The sequence below is a fragment of the Phreatobacter sp. genome (assembly GCF_030691135.1).
Lineage (GTDB): Bacteria > Pseudomonadota > Alphaproteobacteria > Rhizobiales > Phreatobacteraceae > Phreatobacter.
This window is the reverse complement of sequence record NZ_JAUYFA010000064.1, coordinates 1-17,830: the sequence shown is the minus strand read 5'-3', so window position 1 is coordinate 17,830 and position 17,830 is coordinate 1. Positions and strand designations below refer to the sequence as shown.

The 17,830-nt window shown below is 67.9% G+C and carries 21 protein-coding genes; 15 read left to right on the top strand and 6 right to left on the bottom strand.

Annotation, left to right across the window (positions count from 1 at the left end; genetic code table 11):
- Position 1 precedes the first annotated feature (1 nt).
- From rpmD to rplQ, 8 genes are all read left to right on the top strand, one after another.
- The gene (gene rpmD / locus Q8O26_RS11615; RefSeq protein ID WP_296570726.1) at positions 2-187 is read left to right on the top strand and encodes a 50S ribosomal protein L30; all 186 of its coding nucleotides are present in this window, start codon (positions 2-4) and stop codon (positions 185-187) included.
- 4 nt (positions 188-191) lie between these two features.
- Complete coding sequence (gene rplO, locus Q8O26_RS11610; RefSeq protein ID WP_305575732.1) at positions 192-668, top strand: 50S ribosomal protein L15; 477 nt, start codon at positions 192-194, stop codon at positions 666-668.
- A 204-nt stretch (positions 669-872) separates the two neighbouring features.
- A complete protein-coding gene (secY, locus tag Q8O26_RS11605) occupies positions 873-2,201 on the top strand; it encodes a preprotein translocase subunit SecY (protein WP_305575730.1) in 1,329 nt (442 codons plus the stop codon).
- Positions 2,198-2,779 carry an adenylate kinase gene (locus tag Q8O26_RS11600; RefSeq protein ID WP_305575728.1) on the top strand — a complete coding sequence of 194 codons (582 nt, stop codon included), beginning with the start codon at positions 2,198-2,200 and terminating at the stop codon, positions 2,777-2,779. The genes secY and Q8O26_RS11600 overlap by 4 nt, the downstream gene beginning before the upstream one ends.
- 196 nt (positions 2,780-2,975) lie before the next feature.
- Positions 2,976-3,344 (top strand): 30S ribosomal protein S13, encoded by a 369-nt coding sequence (gene rpsM / locus Q8O26_RS11595; protein ID WP_305575726.1) that lies wholly within the window; start codon positions 2,976-2,978, stop codon positions 3,342-3,344.
- An 85-nt stretch (positions 3,345-3,429) separates the two neighbouring features.
- On the top strand, positions 3,430-3,819 hold the full coding sequence (gene rpsK / locus Q8O26_RS11590) for a 30S ribosomal protein S11 (RefSeq protein ID WP_296570707.1): 390 nt from the start codon (positions 3,430-3,432) through the stop codon (positions 3,817-3,819).
- A 140-nt stretch (positions 3,820-3,959) separates the two neighbouring features.
- Positions 3,960-4,976 carry a DNA-directed RNA polymerase subunit alpha gene (locus tag Q8O26_RS11585; RefSeq protein WP_305575724.1) on the top strand — a complete coding sequence of 339 codons (1,017 nt, stop codon included), beginning with the start codon at positions 3,960-3,962 and terminating at the stop codon, positions 4,974-4,976.
- Positions 4,977-5,027: 51 nt separating this feature from the next.
- Positions 5,028-5,450 carry a 50S ribosomal protein L17 gene (rplQ, locus tag Q8O26_RS11580; protein ID WP_305575723.1) on the top strand — a complete coding sequence of 141 codons (423 nt, stop codon included), beginning with the start codon at positions 5,028-5,030 and terminating at the stop codon, positions 5,448-5,450.
- A 100-nt stretch (positions 5,451-5,550) separates the two neighbouring features.
- On the opposite strand, the gene Q8O26_RS11575 is transcribed toward rplQ, so the two are convergent.
- Both Q8O26_RS11575 and Q8O26_RS11570 read right to left on the bottom strand, forming a co-directional pair.
- The gene (locus Q8O26_RS11575) at positions 5,551-6,735 is read right to left on the bottom strand and encodes a YbfB/YjiJ family MFS transporter (protein ID WP_305575721.1); all 1,185 of its coding nucleotides are present in this window, start codon (positions 6,733-6,735) and stop codon (positions 5,551-5,553) included.
- A complete protein-coding gene (locus Q8O26_RS11570) occupies positions 6,732-7,484 on the bottom strand; it encodes a hypothetical protein (protein ID WP_305575719.1) in 753 nt (250 codons plus the stop codon). Before Q8O26_RS11570 ends, Q8O26_RS11575 begins: the two co-directional genes overlap by 4 nt.
- Positions 7,485-7,607: 123 nt before the next feature.
- Between Q8O26_RS11570 and Q8O26_RS11565 the strand changes: the two genes are divergently transcribed.
- From Q8O26_RS11565 to Q8O26_RS11535, 7 genes are all read left to right on the top strand, one after another.
- Entirely contained in the window at positions 7,608-9,026 is a 1,419-nt protein-coding gene (locus Q8O26_RS11565; protein ID WP_305575717.1) for a Do family serine endopeptidase, read from the top strand.
- 5 nt (positions 9,027-9,031) lie between these two features.
- Complete coding sequence (locus Q8O26_RS11560) at positions 9,032-10,336, top strand: replication-associated recombination protein A (protein ID WP_305575715.1); 1,305 nt, start codon at positions 9,032-9,034, stop codon at positions 10,334-10,336.
- 39 nt (positions 10,337-10,375) lie between these two features.
- Complete coding sequence (gene crcB / locus Q8O26_RS11555) at positions 10,376-10,759, top strand: fluoride efflux transporter CrcB (protein ID WP_305575713.1); 384 nt, start codon at positions 10,376-10,378, stop codon at positions 10,757-10,759.
- Between the two features lie 380 nt (positions 10,760-11,139).
- Positions 11,140-12,495: an RluA family pseudouridine synthase gene (locus Q8O26_RS11550; protein ID WP_305575763.1), complete on the top strand. Its 1,356-nt coding sequence runs from the start codon at positions 11,140-11,142 to the stop codon at positions 12,493-12,495.
- The gene (locus Q8O26_RS11545) at positions 12,495-12,719 is read left to right on the top strand and encodes a hypothetical protein (protein ID WP_305575711.1); all 225 of its coding nucleotides are present in this window, start codon (positions 12,495-12,497) and stop codon (positions 12,717-12,719) included. The genes Q8O26_RS11550 and Q8O26_RS11545 overlap by 1 nt, the downstream gene beginning before the upstream one ends.
- A gap of 73 nt (positions 12,720-12,792) precedes the next feature.
- The gene (locus Q8O26_RS11540) at positions 12,793-13,116 is read left to right on the top strand and encodes a hypothetical protein (protein ID WP_305575709.1); all 324 of its coding nucleotides are present in this window, start codon (positions 12,793-12,795) and stop codon (positions 13,114-13,116) included.
- 53 nt (positions 13,117-13,169) lie between these two features.
- Entirely contained in the window at positions 13,170-13,829 is a 660-nt protein-coding gene (locus tag Q8O26_RS11535) for an HAD-IA family hydrolase (protein WP_305575707.1), read from the top strand.
- A 4-nt stretch (positions 13,830-13,833) separates the two neighbouring features.
- Here Q8O26_RS11535 and accC read toward each other — a convergent pair whose 3' ends face one another.
- The 4 genes from accC to Q8O26_RS11515 all read right to left on the bottom strand — a co-directional run bounded on the left by accC (position 13,834) and on the right by Q8O26_RS11515 (position 17,459).
- Entirely contained in the window at positions 13,834-15,189 is a 1,356-nt protein-coding gene (accC, locus tag Q8O26_RS11530; protein WP_305575761.1) for an acetyl-CoA carboxylase biotin carboxylase subunit, read from the bottom strand.
- A gap of 8 nt (positions 15,190-15,197) precedes the next feature.
- Entirely contained in the window at positions 15,198-15,680 is a 483-nt protein-coding gene (accB, locus tag Q8O26_RS11525; protein ID WP_305575705.1) for an acetyl-CoA carboxylase biotin carboxyl carrier protein, read from the bottom strand.
- 35 nt (positions 15,681-15,715) lie between these two features.
- Entirely contained in the window at positions 15,716-16,171 is a 456-nt protein-coding gene (gene aroQ / locus Q8O26_RS11520) for a type II 3-dehydroquinate dehydratase (RefSeq protein WP_305575703.1), read from the bottom strand.
- A gap of 178 nt (positions 16,172-16,349) precedes the next feature.
- Positions 16,350-17,459 (bottom strand): NADH:flavin oxidoreductase/NADH oxidase, encoded by a 1,110-nt coding sequence (locus Q8O26_RS11515; RefSeq protein WP_305575701.1) that lies wholly within the window; start codon positions 17,457-17,459, stop codon positions 16,350-16,352.
- Positions 17,460-17,830 lie beyond the last annotated feature (371 nt).

Below are 17,830 nucleotides of genomic sequence, written 5' to 3'. Positions count from 1 at the left end.
CATGGCCAACAAAGCAACCGTCACCATCGAGCAGATCGGCTCGCCGATCCGCCGCGAGAAGTCGCAGGAAGCGACCCTCGTCGGTCTCAAGCTCAACAAGCTGCACCGTCGCGCCACGCTGGAGGACACCCCGAGTGTCCGCGGCATGATCGCGAAGGTCGCTCACCTCGTGAAAGTGGTGGATTGATCTCATGAAACTCACCGACATGAAGGACAACGACGGCGCGACGCATCGCAAGATGCGCGTCGGTCGTGGCATCGGGTCCGGCAAGGGCAAGACCGCCGGTCGCGGCGTGAAGGGCCAGAAGTCGCGCTCCGGCGTCGCCATCAAGGGTTTCGAGGGCGGCCAGATGCCGCTCCATCGCCGCCTGCCGAAGCGTGGCTTCACCAACATCTTCCGCCTCGAGTTCGTCGAAGTGACGCTCGCCCGCCTCCAGCGCGCGATCGACTCCGGCAAGCTGAAGGCCGGCAAGATCGACGAGGCCGCCCTGGTCGAGAGCGGCGTCATCCGCCGCTCCCGCGACGGTATCCGCCTCGTGGCCACCGGCGAACTGACGTCGAAGATCGAGCTGACCGTCACCGGCGCTTCCGCTGGTGCCGTCGCTGCGGTCGAGAAGGCTGGCGGCACCGTCACCCTTCTCACGGCGAAGGAAGAGGCCGCGGCCTGACGGCCGGCCGGTCCTCCGATTCCTAGCGCGACGATCAAGGTTCGAGGGGCCGGTTCGACGAGGACCGGCCCCTTTTCATCTGTATGAGGCTCGTGCCCCGCGTCGCCCTGCGACGCCGGGGGGCTGGCTAAGGCGGCCTCGGGCCGTTAAGTGAATGCGACTTTTCCGGATGGACGCGTCCGTCCCTCTTGCATCGGAGCCACCATGGCATCGGCAGCGGAACAACTGGCAGCCAATCTGAATTTCGGCGCCTTCGGCAAGGCCGAAGACCTGAAGAAGCGCCTGTGGTTCACCCTGGGAGCGCTGCTGGTCTATCGCCTCGGCACCTATATCCCGCTGCCGGGAATCGATCCCGAGGCGCTGCGCCAGATCTTCAACGCCAACCAGGGCGTTCTGGCGATGTTCAACGTCTTCGCCGGCGGCGCCGTCGGGCGTATGGCGATCTTCGCGCTGAACATCATGCCCTACATCTCCGCCTCCATCATCATCCAGCTGCTCACGGCCGTCGTGCCCGAGCTCGAAAAGCTGAAGAAAGATGGCGAGCAGGGCCGCAAGCAGATCAACCAGTACACCCGCTACCTGACGGTGGTTCTCGCCGTGTTCCAGTCCTGGGGCATCGCCGTCGGCCTGCAGTCGTCCGGTACCGTCGTCGCCAATCCCGGCGTGTTCTTCGTCATGAGCACGGTGATCACCCTCACCGGCGGCACCATGTTCATGATGTGGCTCGGCGAGCAGATCACCCAGCGCGGCGTCGGCAACGGCATCTCGCTGATCATCTTCGCCGGCATCGTCGCCGAACTGCCGAGCGTCCTCGCCCAGGCTTTCGAGCTCGGCCGCCAGGGCGTCATCGCGACGCCGCTGCTCCTGGCGCTGCTCGTGCTCATCGCCTTCACGATCGTCATCATCGTGTTCTTCGAGCGCGCCCAGCGCCGGCTGCTGATCCAGTATCCAAAGCGACAACAGGGCAACAAGGTCTTCGAGGGGAACTCGTCCCATCTGCCTCTGAAGCTGAACACGGCCGGTGTCATTCCACCGATCTTCGCCTCGTCGCTGCTGCTGCTGCCGACCACGGCCCTGTCGTTCCAGACCAACCCCGCGGAATGGTTGCGGCTGACCGCCCAGCTGCTCGGCCATGGCCAGCCGCTGTTCATGGCGCTCTATGCGCTCTTGATCATCTTCTTCTGCTTCTTCTACACGGCTATCGTGTTCAATCCGACGGAAACGGCCGACAACCTGCGCAAATATGGCGGCTTCATCCCGGGCATCCGGCCCGGCGAGAAGACGGCGCAGTACATCGACTACGTGCTGACCCGCATCACCGTCGTCGGCGCCGCCTACATCACCCTGGTCTGCCTATTGCCCGAAGTGCTGATTGGCCAGCTTGGACAAAGCTTCTATCTCTTGGGTGGCACCTCGCTGCTCATCGTCGTCACCGTGACACTCGATACGGTCGCGCAGGTCCAGGGATATCTGTTGGCCCATCAGTATGAGGGGCTGATCAAGAAGTCGCAGCTCAGGGGGAAACGTCGATGAAGCTGATTCTGCTCGGGCCTCCCGGAGCGGGGAAGGGGACCCAAGCACAGCGTCTGGTGGAGAAGCACGGGCTGGTCCAGCTCTCCACGGGTGACATGCTCAGGGCCGCGGTGAAGGCGGGTACGCCGGTCGGCCTGAAGGCCAAGGACGTGATGGCACGGGGTGAACTCGTGTCCGACGAGATCGTCGTCGGCATCATCGAGGACCGTATCGCAGAGCCCGATTGCGCCAGGGGCTTCATCCTCGACGGCTTTCCGCGCACCGTCGCGCAGGCCGAGGCGCTCGACGCCATGCTCGCCAAGACCGGCATGGAACTCGACGCCGTCATCGAGCTCAAGGTCGACGAGGGAATCCTGGTCGGCCGCATCGAGAAGCGCGTCGCCGACATGACGGCGCGCGGCGAGCCGGTGCGGGCTGACGATAATGCCGAGGCGCTGAAGAAGCGGCTCGACGCCTATCGCGCCCAGACCGCTCCGGTCTCCGATTATTACGCCTCCAGGGGCGCTCTGAAGACCGTCGACGGCATGGCGCCGATCGACGACGTGACGCAAGCGATCGCCGGACACCTCGGAGTCTGAGGGTTTTGTCAGTTTCGGCTTGACGCGCGGACAGGGGCGGGCTATGCGCCCCATCTCGTCCGATCGACGGTGGCTTCGGTCCGTCTGCAGTGCAGGCGGATCGAACCGTTTCAAGGACAACCATGCAAGGGCCGGCCTCCACCGGCGCATGGGTTCATTTCTCTCCGCGGCAACGCGGTTCACATGGAGACGAGATATGGCTCGTATCGCGGGTGTCAACATCCCGACCAACAAGCGCGTCGTCATCGCGCTGCAATACATTCACGGCATCGGCGCGAAATTTGCCGGCGAGATCTGCGAAAAGGTCAAGATCCCGGCCGAGCGCCGCGTGAATCAGCTGACCGACCAGGAAATCCTGGCCGTCCGCGAGGCCATCGACCGTGACTACATGGTCGAGGGCGACCTTCGCCGCGAAGTCTCCATGAACATCAAGCGTCTCATGGACCTCGGCTGCTATCGTGGCCTGCGCCACCGCAAGGGCCTGCCGGTCCGCGGCCAGCGCACGCACACCAACGCCCGCACCCGCAAGGGTCCGGCCAAGGCGATCGCCGGCAAGAAGAAGTGATTGTGACCCGGGGCGCTTCTCGCGCTCCGGCTCGTTTCCCGAGCGCCTGGCATTACGGGCGCGCCTGAAGGACAAGGACTAGAATATGGCCAAGGAAGCCAACCGCGTTCGCCGCCGCGAGCGAAAGAACATCGCCTCCGGCGTCTGCCATGTGAACGCATCGTTCAACAACACGATGATCACCATCACCGACGCCCAGGGCAACACCATCGCCTGGTCCTCGTCGGGCACGATGGGCTTCAAGGGTTCGCGCAAGTCGACCCCCTACGCCGCCCAGGTCGCCGCCGAGGACGCTGCCCGCAAGGCCAGCGAGCATGGCATGCGCACCGTCGAGGTCGAGGTGTCGGGTCCCGGTTCGGGTCGGGAATCGGCCCTGCGCGCCCTCCAGGCCGCCGGCTTCACCGTCACCTCCATCCGCGACGTGACGCCGATCCCGCACAATGGCTGCCGGCCGCGCAAGCGCCGTCGCGTCTGAGCTCTCGCACTTCTCGCAATCGGAGGCCGGCCTGTGGCGGTCCTCGGTTTTCCGCCCCCCGCCGTGAGGCGAGGGGAACCGGTCGTCAGGGTCCTGCAGGGGACGAGACAGCGGCCAGATCCAAGCGAAGGTAAGAACCCGTGATTCAGAAGAACTGGCAGGAACTGATCAAGCCGGAGAAGCTCCACATCGTTCCCGGCGATGATCCCAAGCGCGTGGCCACCGCCACGGCCGAGCCCCTCGAGCGCGGCTTCGGCGTCACGCTGGGCAATGCCCTTCGTCGCGTCCTCCTGTCCTCGCTCCAGGGCGCCGCCGTCTCTGCCGTCCAGATCGATGGCGTGCTCCATGAGTTCTCGTCGATCCCGGGTGTCCGCGAGGACGTCACCGACATCGTCCTGAACATCAAGGACATCGCGATCAAGATGCAGGGCGACGGCCCCAAGCGCATGGTCGTGCGCAAGGAAGGCCCGGGCGTCGTCACCGCCGGCGATATCCAGACCGTCGGCGACGTCGTGGTCCTCAACCCGGAACTCGTGATCTGCACCCTCGACGAAGGTGCCTCGATCCGCATGGAATTCACCGTCGACACCGGCAAGGGCTACGTGCCCTCCGAGAAAAACCGCGCCGAGGATGCGCCGATCGGCCTCATTCCGGTCGACAGCCTCTACTCGCCGGTCAAGAAGGTGTCCTATCAGGTCTCGCCGACCCGCGAAGGTCAGGTGCTCGACTACGACAAGCTGACCCTGACGGTGGAGACCAACGGTTCGGTCTCGCCGGAGGATGCGATCGCCTATGCCGCGCGCATCCTGCAGGACCAGCTGGAGATCTTCGTCAACTTCGAGGAGCCGCGCAAGGAAGTCGTCCAGGAGTCGATCCCGGATCTGGCGTTCAACCCGGCGCTGCTGAAGAAGGTCGACGAGCTGGAGCTTTCGGTCCGCTCGGCCAACTGCCTGAAGAACGACAACATCGTCTATATCGGCGACCTGATCCAGAAGACCGAGGCGGAAATGCTCCGCACTCCGAACTTCGGCCGCAAGTCGCTGAACGAGATCAAGGAAGTGCTTGCCCAGATGGGCCTCCACCTCGGCATGGAGGTTACGGGCTGGCCGCCGGAGAATATCGAAGAGCTCGCCAAGCGCTTCGAGGACCATTACTGATTTTCAATTCTCGCCGACCGTGAGGTCCGCGATCCACCGGAGGACAAGGCGATGCGTCACGGCAAAGCCCACCGTAAGTTCAACCGCACGGCCGAGCATCGTCAGGCGATGTTCGCCAACATGTGCGCTGCGCTGATCAAGCACGAACAGATCGTCACCACCCTGCCGAAGGCGAAGGACCTGCGTCCGATCGTCGAAAAGCTGGTGACGCTCGGCAAGCGCGGCGACCTGCACGCCCGCCGTCAGGCGATCTCGCAGATCCGCGATCTCGGCATGGTCAAGAAGCTCTTCGAGGTTCTCGGCCCCCGCTACCAGTCGCGCCAGGGTGGCTACACCCGCGTGCTGAAGGCGGGCTTCCGCTACGGCGACAATGCGCCGGTGGCGGTGATCGAGTTCGTCGACCGCGACGTCGATGCCAAGGGCAAGGACTCCGGTCCGGTCCAGGCGAAGCAGCAGGAGCAGGCTGCGGCCTGATCCTCTGTCGAACAGAGATAGGGCGCACCCGGCGTGGTGCGTCGGTGCATGGGGCGGCCGCAGGGTCGCCCTTTTGCGTTTTGCGGTCGCGGAACGGATATCAGGCCGGTCGTGGTCGCCGGGCCGTCACGAGTTCGGTGGCGAGGCCGCAGGCGATGATCGCTCCGGCCAGTGCGAAGACCAGGGCATGGCTGCCGGTGGCGGCAAGGATCGCCGTGAAGCCGTAGGCCGCGGCGGCCTGCACGACCGCGAAGGCGACCGTTTGCAGCGCCCAGGCTGCGGTGTGGGCGGCCGGTCCGACGATCTCGCGGGTGCGCCCGGAGGTGGATGAGCCGAGCCCGATCATCAGCCCGCCGGCCATCATGGCCGACAGCGTCAGCAGGACGAGGTCGTGGGTGAGCGCGGGAATGGCCGCGCCGATCGCCATCAGCGCGACGATGACGCGCAGCACCGGCGCGTAGCCGAACCGGTCGGCGGCAAGTCCCGCCACCATCGGGGCGAGGACGGCGGTGATGCCCGCCGCCACCCAGATCCACCCTCCCACCGCCAGGCCGAAGCCGAGATCGCGCGCCACGTGGTCGACGAAGAAGATCGTATGCGGCACATAGCCCGCCGCGGCGCCGCAATAGGCTGCAGCCAGGCCGAAAAAAGCCGGATCGCGGCGCCAGGCGGGGGCGGGATCGTTGCGATTGGCGGCGACCGGCGGAGCCGAGCGCGGCAGCAAGGTCATCATTACGATGCTGGCAATCGCCAGCGCCGCTGCGAGGGCGAGCCAGGCGGCGGCCGGCCCGCCGGCGGCGAAGGCCGGCACCGCCGTTCCCGACAGGACGAAACCCGTGCCGACCCCGGCAAAGGCGAGGCCGTTGGCCCGGCCGCGATGCGAGGGCGCCACGACATTGGCGACCACCGGCGGGATGACGATCATCAGCACGCCGCCGGTTGCTCCCGACAGCGCCCTGAGCGCGATGAAGGCCCAGGCCGGCAGGGGAATCGCCGAGACCGCGAAAGCGAGCACGGCCAGCGCCGCGGCAAGCGCGATGGCCGGCCGGACCCCGAGGCTGCGCGCGCACGCCAGCGCCGTTCCCGCGCCGACGATATAGCCGGCGAGGTTGAAGGCACCGGCGAGATGCAGCGTCGTCGGGCTCGCCCATCCCGCCTCGACCATGGCGGGGATGAGCGGGGGATAGCCGAAGCGCCCCATGCCGACCCCGATGAGCAGGCCGCAATAGCCGGCGAGGACGGGGGCGAAGAAACCCTGCCAGGTCCCGGTGCCGGCAGGCCTCACAGACTGCGCTCGACGGCGACGCTCCGGCAATCCATCTCGTAGTCGAGCCCAACGACCGGGGGCCGGTTGAAATGCCAGGTCAGGCCGGAGCGCGCCGCCCCGCGCCGGACGATCTCATCGGCGAGGAAGGGGTGGATGTCGTGCACGCAATAGACCTGCGTCGCGGTCGTTGCCGGCCAGCCGTGCCCGAAGGCTGCCATGCGCTTTTCCATCTGCTCCAGCACGAAGACGCCCTTCTCGCGCAAGCCCGGCGCGCTGGTGTCGTTGAGGCGGACGATGCGTTCGGCATAGGGTCCGGAGCCTTCGCGGGCCTCGCCGGACCCGGAAATGACGAATTGCGGCACGCCGGCATCGCCTGCGGCAATATAGGAAAAGGCGTGGAAGGACGGCTCCGGCGGGCCGCCGATCTCGGGACAGACATTGGAGCGGGCGACGGGATTGGCCTTGGTCGCGGGGTCGTAGATGCCCCATTCGGCCAGCGTGCCGACATAAACCTCGTTGAAGGCCTTGAAGCCGGCATCGTCGAAGGGGGCGGGCGAGCGCAACTCGCAGGCACAGAAGGCGGTCAGCGGCCGGCCAGCTGTCTGGATAATCCCGGCGATGCGGGCAAAGCCCTGCTTCAGCGGCACCGGCTGGCGGAACATCACCCGCTCGACGTGATGGCCGGGCAGGGCCGCGGCGCCGGCGGAATACTGGAACACGCTCGGCACGTAGCGATAATTTCCGGCGGCAAAGTCGATCGGCGTCATGGCGGTCTCCGCGTTTCCCCGGACGCGAAGGTGGTCGCTGGCTGAAACCCGGTCAATCCGCGGGAATGCATCGGCCGCCTGCATTCCCTTCCGGGACGGCGGCTCGGTCGCTATATTGTACCCATGACCAGACTCACCGTCCTCGCCCTCGCCGCCGCTCTCGCGGCCCTCGCCACCTCGCCGGCATCGGCCCAGCGCCAGGCGCCGCAGAGCCGCACCGAGTTGCAGATGTCCTTCGCGCCCGTCGTGAAGCGCGCCGCACCCGCCGTGGTCAACGTCTATGGCGCGCGCGTCGAGCAGGTCCAGGCTCACCCGTTCTTCGACGATCCGATCTTCCGCCGCTTCTTCGGCGACCGCGGCGGGCAGGGCGGACAACAGGGGCCGGGACGTGCCGAGGTCGCCCGCTCCCTCGGGTCCGGCGTCATCGTCGATCGCTCCGGCCTCGTCATCACCAACAACCACGTCATCCAGAACATGACGGAGGTGAAGATCGCGCTGGCCGACCGGCGCGAGTTCGAGGTCGACATCGTCCTGCGCGACCCGCGCACCGACCTCGCCGTACTGAAGCTGAAGAGCCCGCCCGCGGATCTCGCGGTGATCGACATCGGCGAGTCCGACGGGCTCGAGGTCGGCGACATCGTCCTCGCCATCGGCAACCCCTTCGGCGTCGGCCAGACGGTGACCCAGGGCATCATCTCGGCTCTCGCCCGCACGCAGGTCGGCGTCGCCGACTACCAGTCCTTCGTGCAGACCGACGCGGCCATCAATCCTGGCAATTCCGGCGGCGCATTGGTCGACATGTCCGGCCGCCTCATCGGCGTCAACACGGCGATCTTCTCGCGCTCCGGCGGCAGCCACGGCATCGGCTTCGCCATCCCCACGGCGCTCGTCCGCCTCGTGGTGGAATCGGCCAGGTCCGGCAGCCAGACCGTGCAGCGGCCCTGGTTCGGCGGTCGCCTGCAGACCGTCACCGCCGATGTCGCCGAGAGCCTCAGGCTCGCCCGGCCGACCGGGGCGCTCGTCGTATCGGTGGTGACGAATTCGCCCGCCGCCAGGGCCGGCATGCGCACCGGCGACCTGATCACCGCCGTCGACGGCCAGGCGGTCGAGGACCCCGACGGTTTCGGTTATCGCTTCGGCGTCAAGCCGATCGGCGGCATGGCCAGCATCGCCGTCACCCGCAACGGCCGCAATCTCGTCGTACCGGTGGCGCTGGAGCCCGCGCCGCCCGGCGGGCAGGACGCCATCACTCTCGCCGGACCCTCGCCCTTCGCCGGCGCCCGCGTCGCGACGCTCGCCCCCGGCATGGCGGACGAACTGCGCGTCGCCCATCGCACCGACGGCGTCGTCGTCATGGCGATCGAGCCGTCCTCGGCAGCCGGGCAGGTGGGTCTCCAGCCCGGCGACGTCGTGCTCGTCGTCAACGGCCGCGAGATCAAGACGCCGGCCGACCTGCGCGACGCCACAGCCCAGCGCGCCCGACTCTGGCGCTTCCAGATCGACCGCGGCGGCCAGATCATCAATTCCATGATGGGCGGCTGAGGGCCGTGGACCTCTTCGAGGCTGCGGGCCCCGATCCCAAGGCGCCGCGCCCGCTCGCCGACCGTCTCCGCCCGCAGACCCTGGCCGAGGTCGCCGGCCAGGAACACCTGACCGGCCCCGACGGCGCGCTGACGCGGCTCCTGCGCACGCGCTCCCTCGGGTCCCTCGTCTTCTGGGGCCCCCCCGGCACCGGCAAGACGACGGTGGCGCGGCTGCTCGCCGGCGAGACCGATCTCGCCTTCGAGCAGGTCTCCGCCATCTTCACCGGTGTCGCCGACCTGAAGAAGGTCTTCGAACAGGCCCGCGGCCGGCGGGTGCAGGGCCGCGGCACGCTGCTCTTCGTCGACGAGATCCACCGCTTCAACCGCTCGCAGCAGGACGCCTTCCTCCCTGTCGTCGAGGACGGCACCGTGACGCTCGTCGGCGCGACGACGGAAAACCCCTCCTTCGAGCTCAATGCGGCGCTCCTCTCCCGCGCCCGCGTGCTGACCTTCCGTTCGCTCGACGACGACGCGCTGGAGAAGCTGCTGGCCCGCGCCGAGGCGCTCGAGGCCAAGGCGCTGCCGCTCGATGCCGATGCCCGCCTCGCCCTGGTGCGCATGGCGGACGGCGACGGCCGGGCCATCCTGACGCTGGCGGAAGAGGTCTGGCGGGCCGCCGCCGCGGGCGAGGTCTTCGATACCGCCGGCCTGTCGGAGATCGTCCAGCGCCGGGCGCCGATCTACGACAAGGCGCAAGAGGGCCACTACAACCTCATCTCCGCGCTGCACAAGACGGTGCGCGGCTCTGACCCCGACGCGGCACTCTACTATCTCGCGCGCATGCTGGATGCCGGCGAGAACCCGCTCTTCATAGCCCGCCGCGTCGTCCGCATGGCCGTGGAGGATATCGGCCTCGCCGATCCGCAGGCCCTCGTCGTCGCCAATGCCGCCAAGGACGCCTACGACTTCCTCGGCAGCCCCGAGGGCGAACTGGCGCTCGCCAATGCCGTCATCTATGTCGCGACCGCGCCGAAATCCAACGCCGCCTATACCGCCTGGAAGGCGGCTCTGTCGCTGGCCAAGGAGCGCGGCAGCCTGACGCCGCCGAAGACCATCCTCAATGCGCCCACCAAGCTCATGAAGTCCGAGGGCTACGGCGACGGCTATCGCTATGACCACGACGAGCCCGACGCCTTTTCCGGCCAGGACTACTGGCCGGACGCCCTGGGGCGGCAGTCGTTCTACAGGCCTGTCGAGCGCGGCTTCGAGCGCGAGATATCAAAGCGCATGGAATGGTGGGCGAAGCTCAGGCGCGAGCGCGGCGGCTGACGCTTCACGACGCTGCCGACATCCGTTAACCCTTGGCGCATGACCAAGCTTCTCCTCGTCTTTCTCGGCTCCGGAATCGGTGGCGCGGCACGCCATGGCGTCAATATCTGGTCCCTGAAGGCCTTCGGACCGAATTTCCCAGCCGGCACGCTGATCGTCAATGTCGTCGGCGGTCTCGCCATCGGCCTGATCGCCGGCTGGTTCGCCTTCCGAGTCTCGCTGCCGTGGAGCCAGGAGCTGCGCCTGTTCCTCATTACCGGCATTCTCGGCGGCTTCACCACCTTCTCCGCCTTCTCGCTCGATGCCATGACGCTAATCGAGCGGGGTGACTATGCGACCGCCGCCCTCTATGTGGTGGTTTCGGTGGTTCTCGCGATCGCATCCGTCGCGGTCGGCCTCGCCGTCATCAGGAGTTTCTCATGAAGGGCAGGGGCAAACCGCCCGGTCACGGACCGGTGGACCGCGGCGCCAAGCGTTCCGGCGGCAAGGGTGCGGCCAAGGGTGCGGCCAAGGGGCCGTTCAAGGGTCCGGCCAAAGGTCCAGGCAAAGGCCCGGGCAAGCCTCCGGCGCGCAGCCGGAGTGCCGCGCCGGCTGCCGAAGGTCCGCGCATCGGCAGCCGTCCGCCGGCCAGGCGTCCCGCCTTCGCTGTCGAAGCCGAACGCGCACCCCGTGGTCCGGTGCGCAGCCGTCGGCCGTTCGAGCGAACCGATGACCGCGGCTTCGAGGAGCGCCGTCCGGAAGACCATGGCGCCGACGAGCAGCGCTCCGAGCGTCCGCGCCGGGAACGCGTGCGGCGCGAGCCGATGGATCTCAGGTCCTTCGACGGATCGCCGCGCCGTGGCCGGTCCGACGACTGGGACCTCGACAAGGCGACGTGGGCGCCCGAGGCCGATATCGACATCGATGCCATCCAGGAGCCGCGCGGTCTGCGCCGCGAGCCGGATTCGGATGAGCGCCGCCCGGCACGATCGACCGAGCGTCCCGCCCGCTCCCGCCCGCCGCGTCGGGACGCCCCGCGCGAAGACGCATCTCCACGCGAGAATGCACCCCGGCGCGAGGACTCCCGCACCGACATGCGCCCGGAGCCGCGCACGCCGCGCCGTGCGCCGGTGGCGGCACCCGCCGGTCCGACGCGCGCTGAACTGAAGGCCGCCGCGACCGACACGCTGCAGACCGGCGTCCAGACCCTGACGGTCACCGAGGACGAGGCCGACATGCGCGTCGACCGCTTTCTCGCCGCGCGCTTCCCGCAGCTCTCGTTCAGCTACATCCAGCGCATCGTCCGCAAGGGCGAGCTGCGGGTGAATGGCCGCCGCGTCGAGACCAAGGACCGCATCGAGGCCGGCCAGGCGGTGCGAGTGCCGCCGCTGAAGCTCGACCAGGCGCGGCCGATGTCGGCCAAGGTCGGCGAGGACGTCGCCGGCTTCCTCGCCTCCATCACGCTCTATGAAGATGCCGACGTCATGGTCCTGTCGAAGCCCGCCGGGCTCGCGGTACAGGGCGGTTCGGGAACCAAGAAGCACCTCGACGGCATGCTCGCGGTCCTCACCGACGAGGATGGCCAGCGCCCGCGTCTCGTCCACCGCCTCGACAAGGACACGTCGGGCTGCCTGCTGGTCGCCAAGTCGCGCTTCGCCGCGGCCGCTCTCGCCAAGACCTTCCGCACCCGCTCCGCCCGCAAGATCTACTGGGCCGTCGTCGCCGGCGTGCCGAAGCCGCGGCAGGGCCGTGTCTCGACCTATCTCGCCAAGGAAGAGCGCGAGGACGAGAGCTTCATGCGCATCGCCAAGCATGGCGACAAGGGCGCAACCCATGCGGTGAGCTACTATGCCGTCATCGACACGATGGCGACGAAGCTGTCCTGGCTGTCGATGAAGCCGGTGACGGGCCGCACCCACCAGTTGCGCGTCCACGCTGCCGAGATCGGCCATCCCATCCTCGGCGATCCCAAATATTTCGATGTCGAGAACTGGGAGATCCCCGGCGGCATCCAGCACAAGCTGCATCTCCACGCCCGCCGTCTCGTCGTGCCGCATCCGCGCGGTAAGGGCACGATCGACGTCTCGGCGCCGCTGCCGCCCCATATGGAGCAGACCTTCAACCTGCTCGGCTGGGACGTGTCGCACTACGATCCCATCGTCGAGTCGCCGGAGGAGTGATGTCCCTGACCGGCTGGATCTATGTCACCGCGGTGGTGCTCGCGATCATCCTCGTGCTCATCGTCATGGTGACGCGCCGGGTGATCCGCACCGTACCGGGCGGCGGCGACAGCCGGGCGATGAAGGACCTTGTCGGTGAACTGCGGCGGGCCAACGACCTCGCCGAGAAGCGCATCGCGGCGCTGGAGACGCGGGTCGAGACGCTGGAGCGGCGCCAGGGCTGAACGGCGCCTTCAGCCGGGGTTCAGCGGCCCGGCTGCATCGGTCGATCTCCAAGCCTGTCGACCGGAGATCGCCATGAAACGCCTCGCCTTCGCCTGCACGCTCGCGCTGCTCGCCACCACGCCGCTCGCCGCCCAGCCCTATGGCTATGGTCCCGGACCGGGCATGGGCCGCGGCAATCCCGAACTGCGCGCCGAGCGCTTCCAGTGCCGCCAGGAGGCCCGCGCCCGCGGCTATCGTGGGCCCGAGGTGCGCGGCGCGGTGATCGCATGCCTGCAGGCGCGCCGGCCGGATCTCGCCCGCATCGTCCAGTGCCGCGATGCCGTCCGCGCCCATGGCTACATGCCGCGCACGCCGGAATTCCGCATGGCTGTCAGGTCCTGTCGCTTCGGCGCTTGAACTGAAGGCGCGGATGACCCACAAGGCGCTCCGGTCCGCGGAGCGCCTGCGCAGTGAAACTCGTCATTTTCGACTGCGACGGCACCCTCGTCGACAGCCAGCATCTCATCGTCGCCTGCATGAACGAGGCCTTCGCCTCACTGGGGCGCCCGGCACCCGCGCGCGAGGCGACGCTCTCGATCGTCGGGCTGTCGCTCGCGGAAGCCTTCGCCGCGCTGACGAGCGCCGACGACACGGATATTCCGATGCTCGTCGAAGCCTACAAGGGCGCCTTCCATGCCCAGCGGCAGAAGCCGGGCCATGCCGAGCCGCTCTATGAGGGCGCACGCGAGGTGGTGGAATGGCTGGCGGGGCGTGAGATCGCGCTCGGCATCGCCACCGGCAAGTCGCAGCGCGGCGTCCGCATCGTCATGACCCATCACGGGCTGCTCGACCGCTTCTCGACGATCCAGACCGCCGACGATGCGCCCTCGAAACCCCATCCCGCCATGATCGAACAGGCCATGGCGGCGGTCGGTGCCCGTCCTGAGGACACGGTGATGATCGGCGATACCACCTACGATATGGACATGGCCCATGCCGCCGGCGTCGCGGCAATCGGCGTGTCCTGGGGCTATCACGCGCCGCAGGCGCTGCTGCGGTCGCGGCCGCACGCCCTTGTCGGTGCCTACGAGGAAGTGCCGCTGGTGCTGAAGGGCCTGTGGCGGGCCTGACGCCTCAGGCGTTCTTGGCGGCTTCCCCGGCCAGGAACTTTTCCAGCCAATGGATGTCGTATTCGCCGGCGATGATGGACGGGTTGCGCACGAGGGTGCGGAACAGCGGCAGTGTCGTCTCGATGCCGTCCACCACGAATTCGTCGAGGGCGCGTCGAAGGCGCGCCAGGCACTCGGTGCGGGTACGGCCGTGGACGATGAGCTTGCCGACCAGCGAGTCGTAATAGGGCGGGATCGTGTAGCCCTGGTAGGCGTGGCTGTCGACGCGCACGCCGATGCCGCCCGGCGGGTGGAACAGGTTGAGCTTTCCGGGCGAGGGGCGGAAGGTCGCGGGGTTCTCCGCATTGATCCGGCACTCGATGGCATGGCCCTCGAGGACGATGTCGGACTGCTTCAGCGACAGCTTCTGCCCCGCAGCGATGCGGATCTGTTCGTTGACGAGGTCGACGCCGGTGATCATCTCGGTGACCGGATGCTCGACCTGGATGCGGGTGTTCATCTCGATGAAGAAGAACTGGCCGTCCTCATAGAGGAACTCGATGGTGCCGGCCCCGGTATAGCCCATGTCGGCCATGGCGCGGGCGCAGACGCCGCCGATCTCGGCGCGCTGCGCGGGCGTGATGACCGGGGAGGGGCCTTCCTCCCAGACCTTCTGGTGCCGGCGCTGCAGCGAGCAGTCGCGCTCGCCGAGATGGATGGCGTTGCCCTGGCCGTCGCCAAGGATCTGGATCTCGATATGGCGCGGCTTGCCGAGATATTTCTCGATATAGACCGCATCGTCGCCGAAGGCCGCCTTGGCCTCGGTCTTGGCCGTCTGCAGCGCGACCTCGAGTTCGTCGGCCGAGCGCGCGACCTTCATGCCGCGGCCGCCGCCACCGGCGGCCGCCTTGATGATGACGGGAAAGCCGATCTCGCCGGCGACCGCACGGGCCTCCTCGTCGTCGGAAATGCCGCCCTCGGAACCGGGAACCGTGGGAATACCGAGGCGCTTGGCGGTGCGCTTGGCCTCGATCTTGTCGCCCATGATGCGGATATGCTCCGCCTTGGGCCCGATGAAGGTGATGCCGTGGCTCGCGAGGATCTCAGCGAACCGGGCGTTCTCCGACAGGAACCCGTAGCCGGGATGGACGGCATCCGCGCCGGTGATCTCGCAGGCCGCCAGCAGAGACGGGATGTGGAGATAGCTGTCGCGCGCCGAGGGCGGGCCGATGCACACGCTCTCGTCGGCGAGCTTCACATGCATCGACTCGGCGTCGGCCGTCGAATGGACGGCGACGGTGGCGATGTCGAGTTCCTTGCATGCGCGCAGGACGCGCAGCGCGATCTCACCGCGGTTGGCGATCAGCACCTTGTTGAACATCGGGCTGCTCACTCGATGATCATGAGCGGCTCGCCGTATTCAACCGGCCGGCCGTCGTCGAACAGGATGCGCGTCACCGTGCCGGAACGCGGCGCGACGATGTCGTTGAAGGTCTTCATCGCCTCGATGAGGCAGAGGCGCTCGCCCTCCTTGACGACCTGGCCGACCTCGACCAGCGGCTTGGAATCAGGCGACGGGCGGCGATAGGCGGTGCCGACCATCGGCGAGGGCACGACGCCGGGATGCTTGCGCGGGTCGTCGTCGGCGGCGGGAACGGCGCTCGCCAGCGTCGGCGCGGCCTGGGCGTGCGCCATCGGAGCGGCGGCGAAAGGCGCCGGGGCCGCCACCGTCGCATGGACGGTGACCTGGCGGGCGACGCGGATCTTCAGCGACTCGAGCTCGATCTCGATCTCGGTGAGATCGGTATCGGCCAGAACCTGCGCCAGTTCGCGGATCAACGCCGTGTCGATGGAAGATTTGCCTTTGAGCATAGGGCCCTCATGTGGCTTGGCGCGGCGGAGACCGCTTACGCCTTGGCCGGAAGCGCCGCGACGGCGGCGATGGCGAGCGCATATCCCATGGGGCCGAGCCCCACGATGATGCCGCGCGCGACGGGTGACAGGAAGGAATGATGCCGCACCGCCTCGCGGGCGTGGACATTGGTGATGTGCACCTCGATCAGCGGAATGCCGGTCCCGCGTGTCGCGTCGGCAAGCGCCAGCGAGGTGTGGGTATAGGCACCGGCATTGAAGATGACGCCCTTCAGCGTGCCGGCGGCATAAGCGCGGCCGGCCTCGTGGATCCAGTCGACGAGGACGCCCTCGTGGTTGGACTGCCGGAAGTCGGCGTTAAGGCCGTGCTTGGCCGCCTCGGTAAGGCACAGGGCCTCCACGTCGGCCAGCGTGGTCGATCCATAGATCGCGGGCTCGCGCGTGCCGAGAAGGTTGAGGTTGGGTCCGTTGAGGATGAGGACGGTGCTCATGCGCCGGGGTCTTGGATCCGCTTCAAGGGTCCGTGTCGCGATCCCAAGTCCGCCGGACCTGTGGAAACGCCTGTTACCCGCGAGGCCGAAAGACCTCACGGGCGCGCCCTTATAGGCGCATGCGCGCCGGAAGCAAAGGGATGGGTGTGGATGGCGGCGGCGGCGGACGTGCCCGCGGCTATTTCGGCCGCGCCAGCGCCGCGCCCGGCCAGAGCCTCTTCGTCACGCGGGCATATTGCTGCGGGTAGGTGAGCTCGGCACCGAGCTCTTCGGCCGCGTGCCAGCCCCAGCGCGGATTGTCGAGGAGGCCGCGGCCGATGGCGACGAGATCCGCCGCGCCGGTGGCGACGACATCCTCCGCCTGCACCGCCGTGTTGATCAGCCCGACGGCGCGGGTGGTGATCCCCGATCCCGCCTTCACTGCTGCAGCGAAAGGCACCTGGTAGCCCGGCTTCACCTGGACCCGCACGCGCGGATGCGCGCCGCCCGACGAGACGCAGATGAAGTCGAGGCCGACCGCCTTGAGCTCGGCCGCGAGCGCCACCGCATCGGCCACCTGCAGGCCTTCGTCCGTCCAGTCCTGACCGGTGATGCGGGCACCGACGGCGACATGGGCCGGCACCGCCGCCTTGACCGCCGCGGCGATCGACAGCGGCCAGGCGAAGCGGTTCTCGCGGCTGCCGCCGAAGCCGTCGGTCCGCGTGTTCGACAGCGGGCTCATGACGTTGTGCAGGAGATAGCCGTGGGCCATGTGCAGCTCGACCGAGTCGAAGCCTATGCGCACGGCCCGTTTCGCCGCCTCGACGAAGGCCGTCGCGATCCGCATCATGTCCTGCCCGGTCATTTCCCGCGGCACGTGCCAGCCCTCGTCGAAGGCGGTCGCCGAGGCGGCGACCGTCGGCCAGGGATCGGCATTGTCCTTCAGCGGTCCGCCGCCCTCCCAGGGGCGCTCCGAGGAGGCCTTGCGGCCGGCATGGGCGATCTGGATGCCTAAGGTCGTGCCCGGCAGAGCCACAGCGCGCGCCGCGTCAATGACGCGCTGCATCGCCCGCTCGTTGACGTCGCTGTAGAGACCGACGCAGCCATGGGTGATCCGCCCGATGCGTTCGACCGCCGTCGCCTCGACCACCACCATGCCGGCGCCGGACATGGCGAGGTTCATCAGGTGCTGGAGATGCCAGTCGTTCATGCAGCCGTCGTCGGCGGAATACTGGCACATCGGCGCCACGACGATGCGGTTGGGCACGGTCACGGGGCCGATGGCGAAGGGCGAGAAGAGCTGGCTCATGACGGTCTCTGGAACGAGAAGGGACGGCGAGGGGACAGCAACGGCTTCCCCTAGGCAAGCACCTGGAGCGCAGGACACGTCTGCCAAGCCCTCCGGCATGTCTTCCGGACACAAAGCCGGCGCGCTCATGCCCGGGCTGCAGGCCTGCACGGCGCGGGATCGGTGGCGAAAGGGACCGAAGCGGGCTATTGAGACGGCCCTTCTCCTGCAACGATGACCGGCAGCACGCTTCTTGTGCCGACACCCCGCCGGAGAGATCAACTTTCCTGATCGCGTGAAGCCGCCATGACCAGTTCAACCCCCGAAGCCCTGGCCATCGGCGACAGGCTTGCGAAACGCAACGCCTTCATCCTGGCACTGGCGACGGCACT

Coding starts and splice junctions, on each gene's coding strand:
- rpsM (WP_305575726.1), top strand. CDS start 2,976: ATGGCTCGTATCGCGGGTGTCAACATCCCGACCAACAAGCGCGTCGTC.
- accC (WP_305575761.1), bottom strand. CDS start 15,189: ATGTTCAACAAGGTGCTGATCGCCAACCGCGGTGAGATCGCGCTGCGC.
- aroQ (WP_305575703.1), bottom strand. CDS start 16,171: ATGAGCACCGTCCTCATCCTCAACGGACCCAACCTCAACCTTCTCGGC.
- rplQ (WP_305575723.1), top strand. CDS start 5,028: ATGCGTCACGGCAAAGCCCACCGTAAGTTCAACCGCACGGCCGAGCAT.
- rpsK (WP_296570707.1), top strand. CDS start 3,430: ATGGCCAAGGAAGCCAACCGCGTTCGCCGCCGCGAGCGAAAGAACATC.
- Q8O26_RS11550 (WP_305575763.1), top strand. CDS start 11,140: ATGGATCTCAGGTCCTTCGACGGATCGCCGCGCCGTGGCCGGTCCGAC.
- Q8O26_RS11540 (WP_305575709.1), top strand. CDS start 12,793: ATGAAACGCCTCGCCTTCGCCTGCACGCTCGCGCTGCTCGCCACCACG.
- Q8O26_RS11570 (WP_305575719.1), bottom strand. CDS start 7,484: ATGACGCCGATCGACTTTGCCGCCGGAAATTATCGCTACGTGCCGAGC.
- accB (WP_305575705.1), bottom strand. CDS start 15,680: ATGCTCAAAGGCAAATCTTCCATCGACACGGCGTTGATCCGCGAACTG.
- Q8O26_RS11545 (WP_305575711.1), top strand. CDS start 12,495: ATGTCCCTGACCGGCTGGATCTATGTCACCGCGGTGGTGCTCGCGATC.
- secY (WP_305575730.1), top strand. CDS start 873: ATGGCATCGGCAGCGGAACAACTGGCAGCCAATCTGAATTTCGGCGCC.
- Q8O26_RS11565 (WP_305575717.1), top strand. CDS start 7,608: ATGACCAGACTCACCGTCCTCGCCCTCGCCGCCGCTCTCGCGGCCCTC.
- rpmD (WP_296570726.1), top strand. CDS start 2: ATGGCCAACAAAGCAACCGTCACCATCGAGCAGATCGGCTCGCCGATC.
- Q8O26_RS11515 (WP_305575701.1), bottom strand. CDS start 17,459: ATGAGCCAGCTCTTCTCGCCCTTCGCCATCGGCCCCGTGACCGTGCCC.
- rplO (WP_305575732.1), top strand. CDS start 192: ATGAAACTCACCGACATGAAGGACAACGACGGCGCGACGCATCGCAAG.
- Q8O26_RS11600 (WP_305575728.1), top strand. CDS start 2,198: ATGAAGCTGATTCTGCTCGGGCCTCCCGGAGCGGGGAAGGGGACCCAA.
- crcB (WP_305575713.1), top strand. CDS start 10,376: ATGACCAAGCTTCTCCTCGTCTTTCTCGGCTCCGGAATCGGTGGCGCG.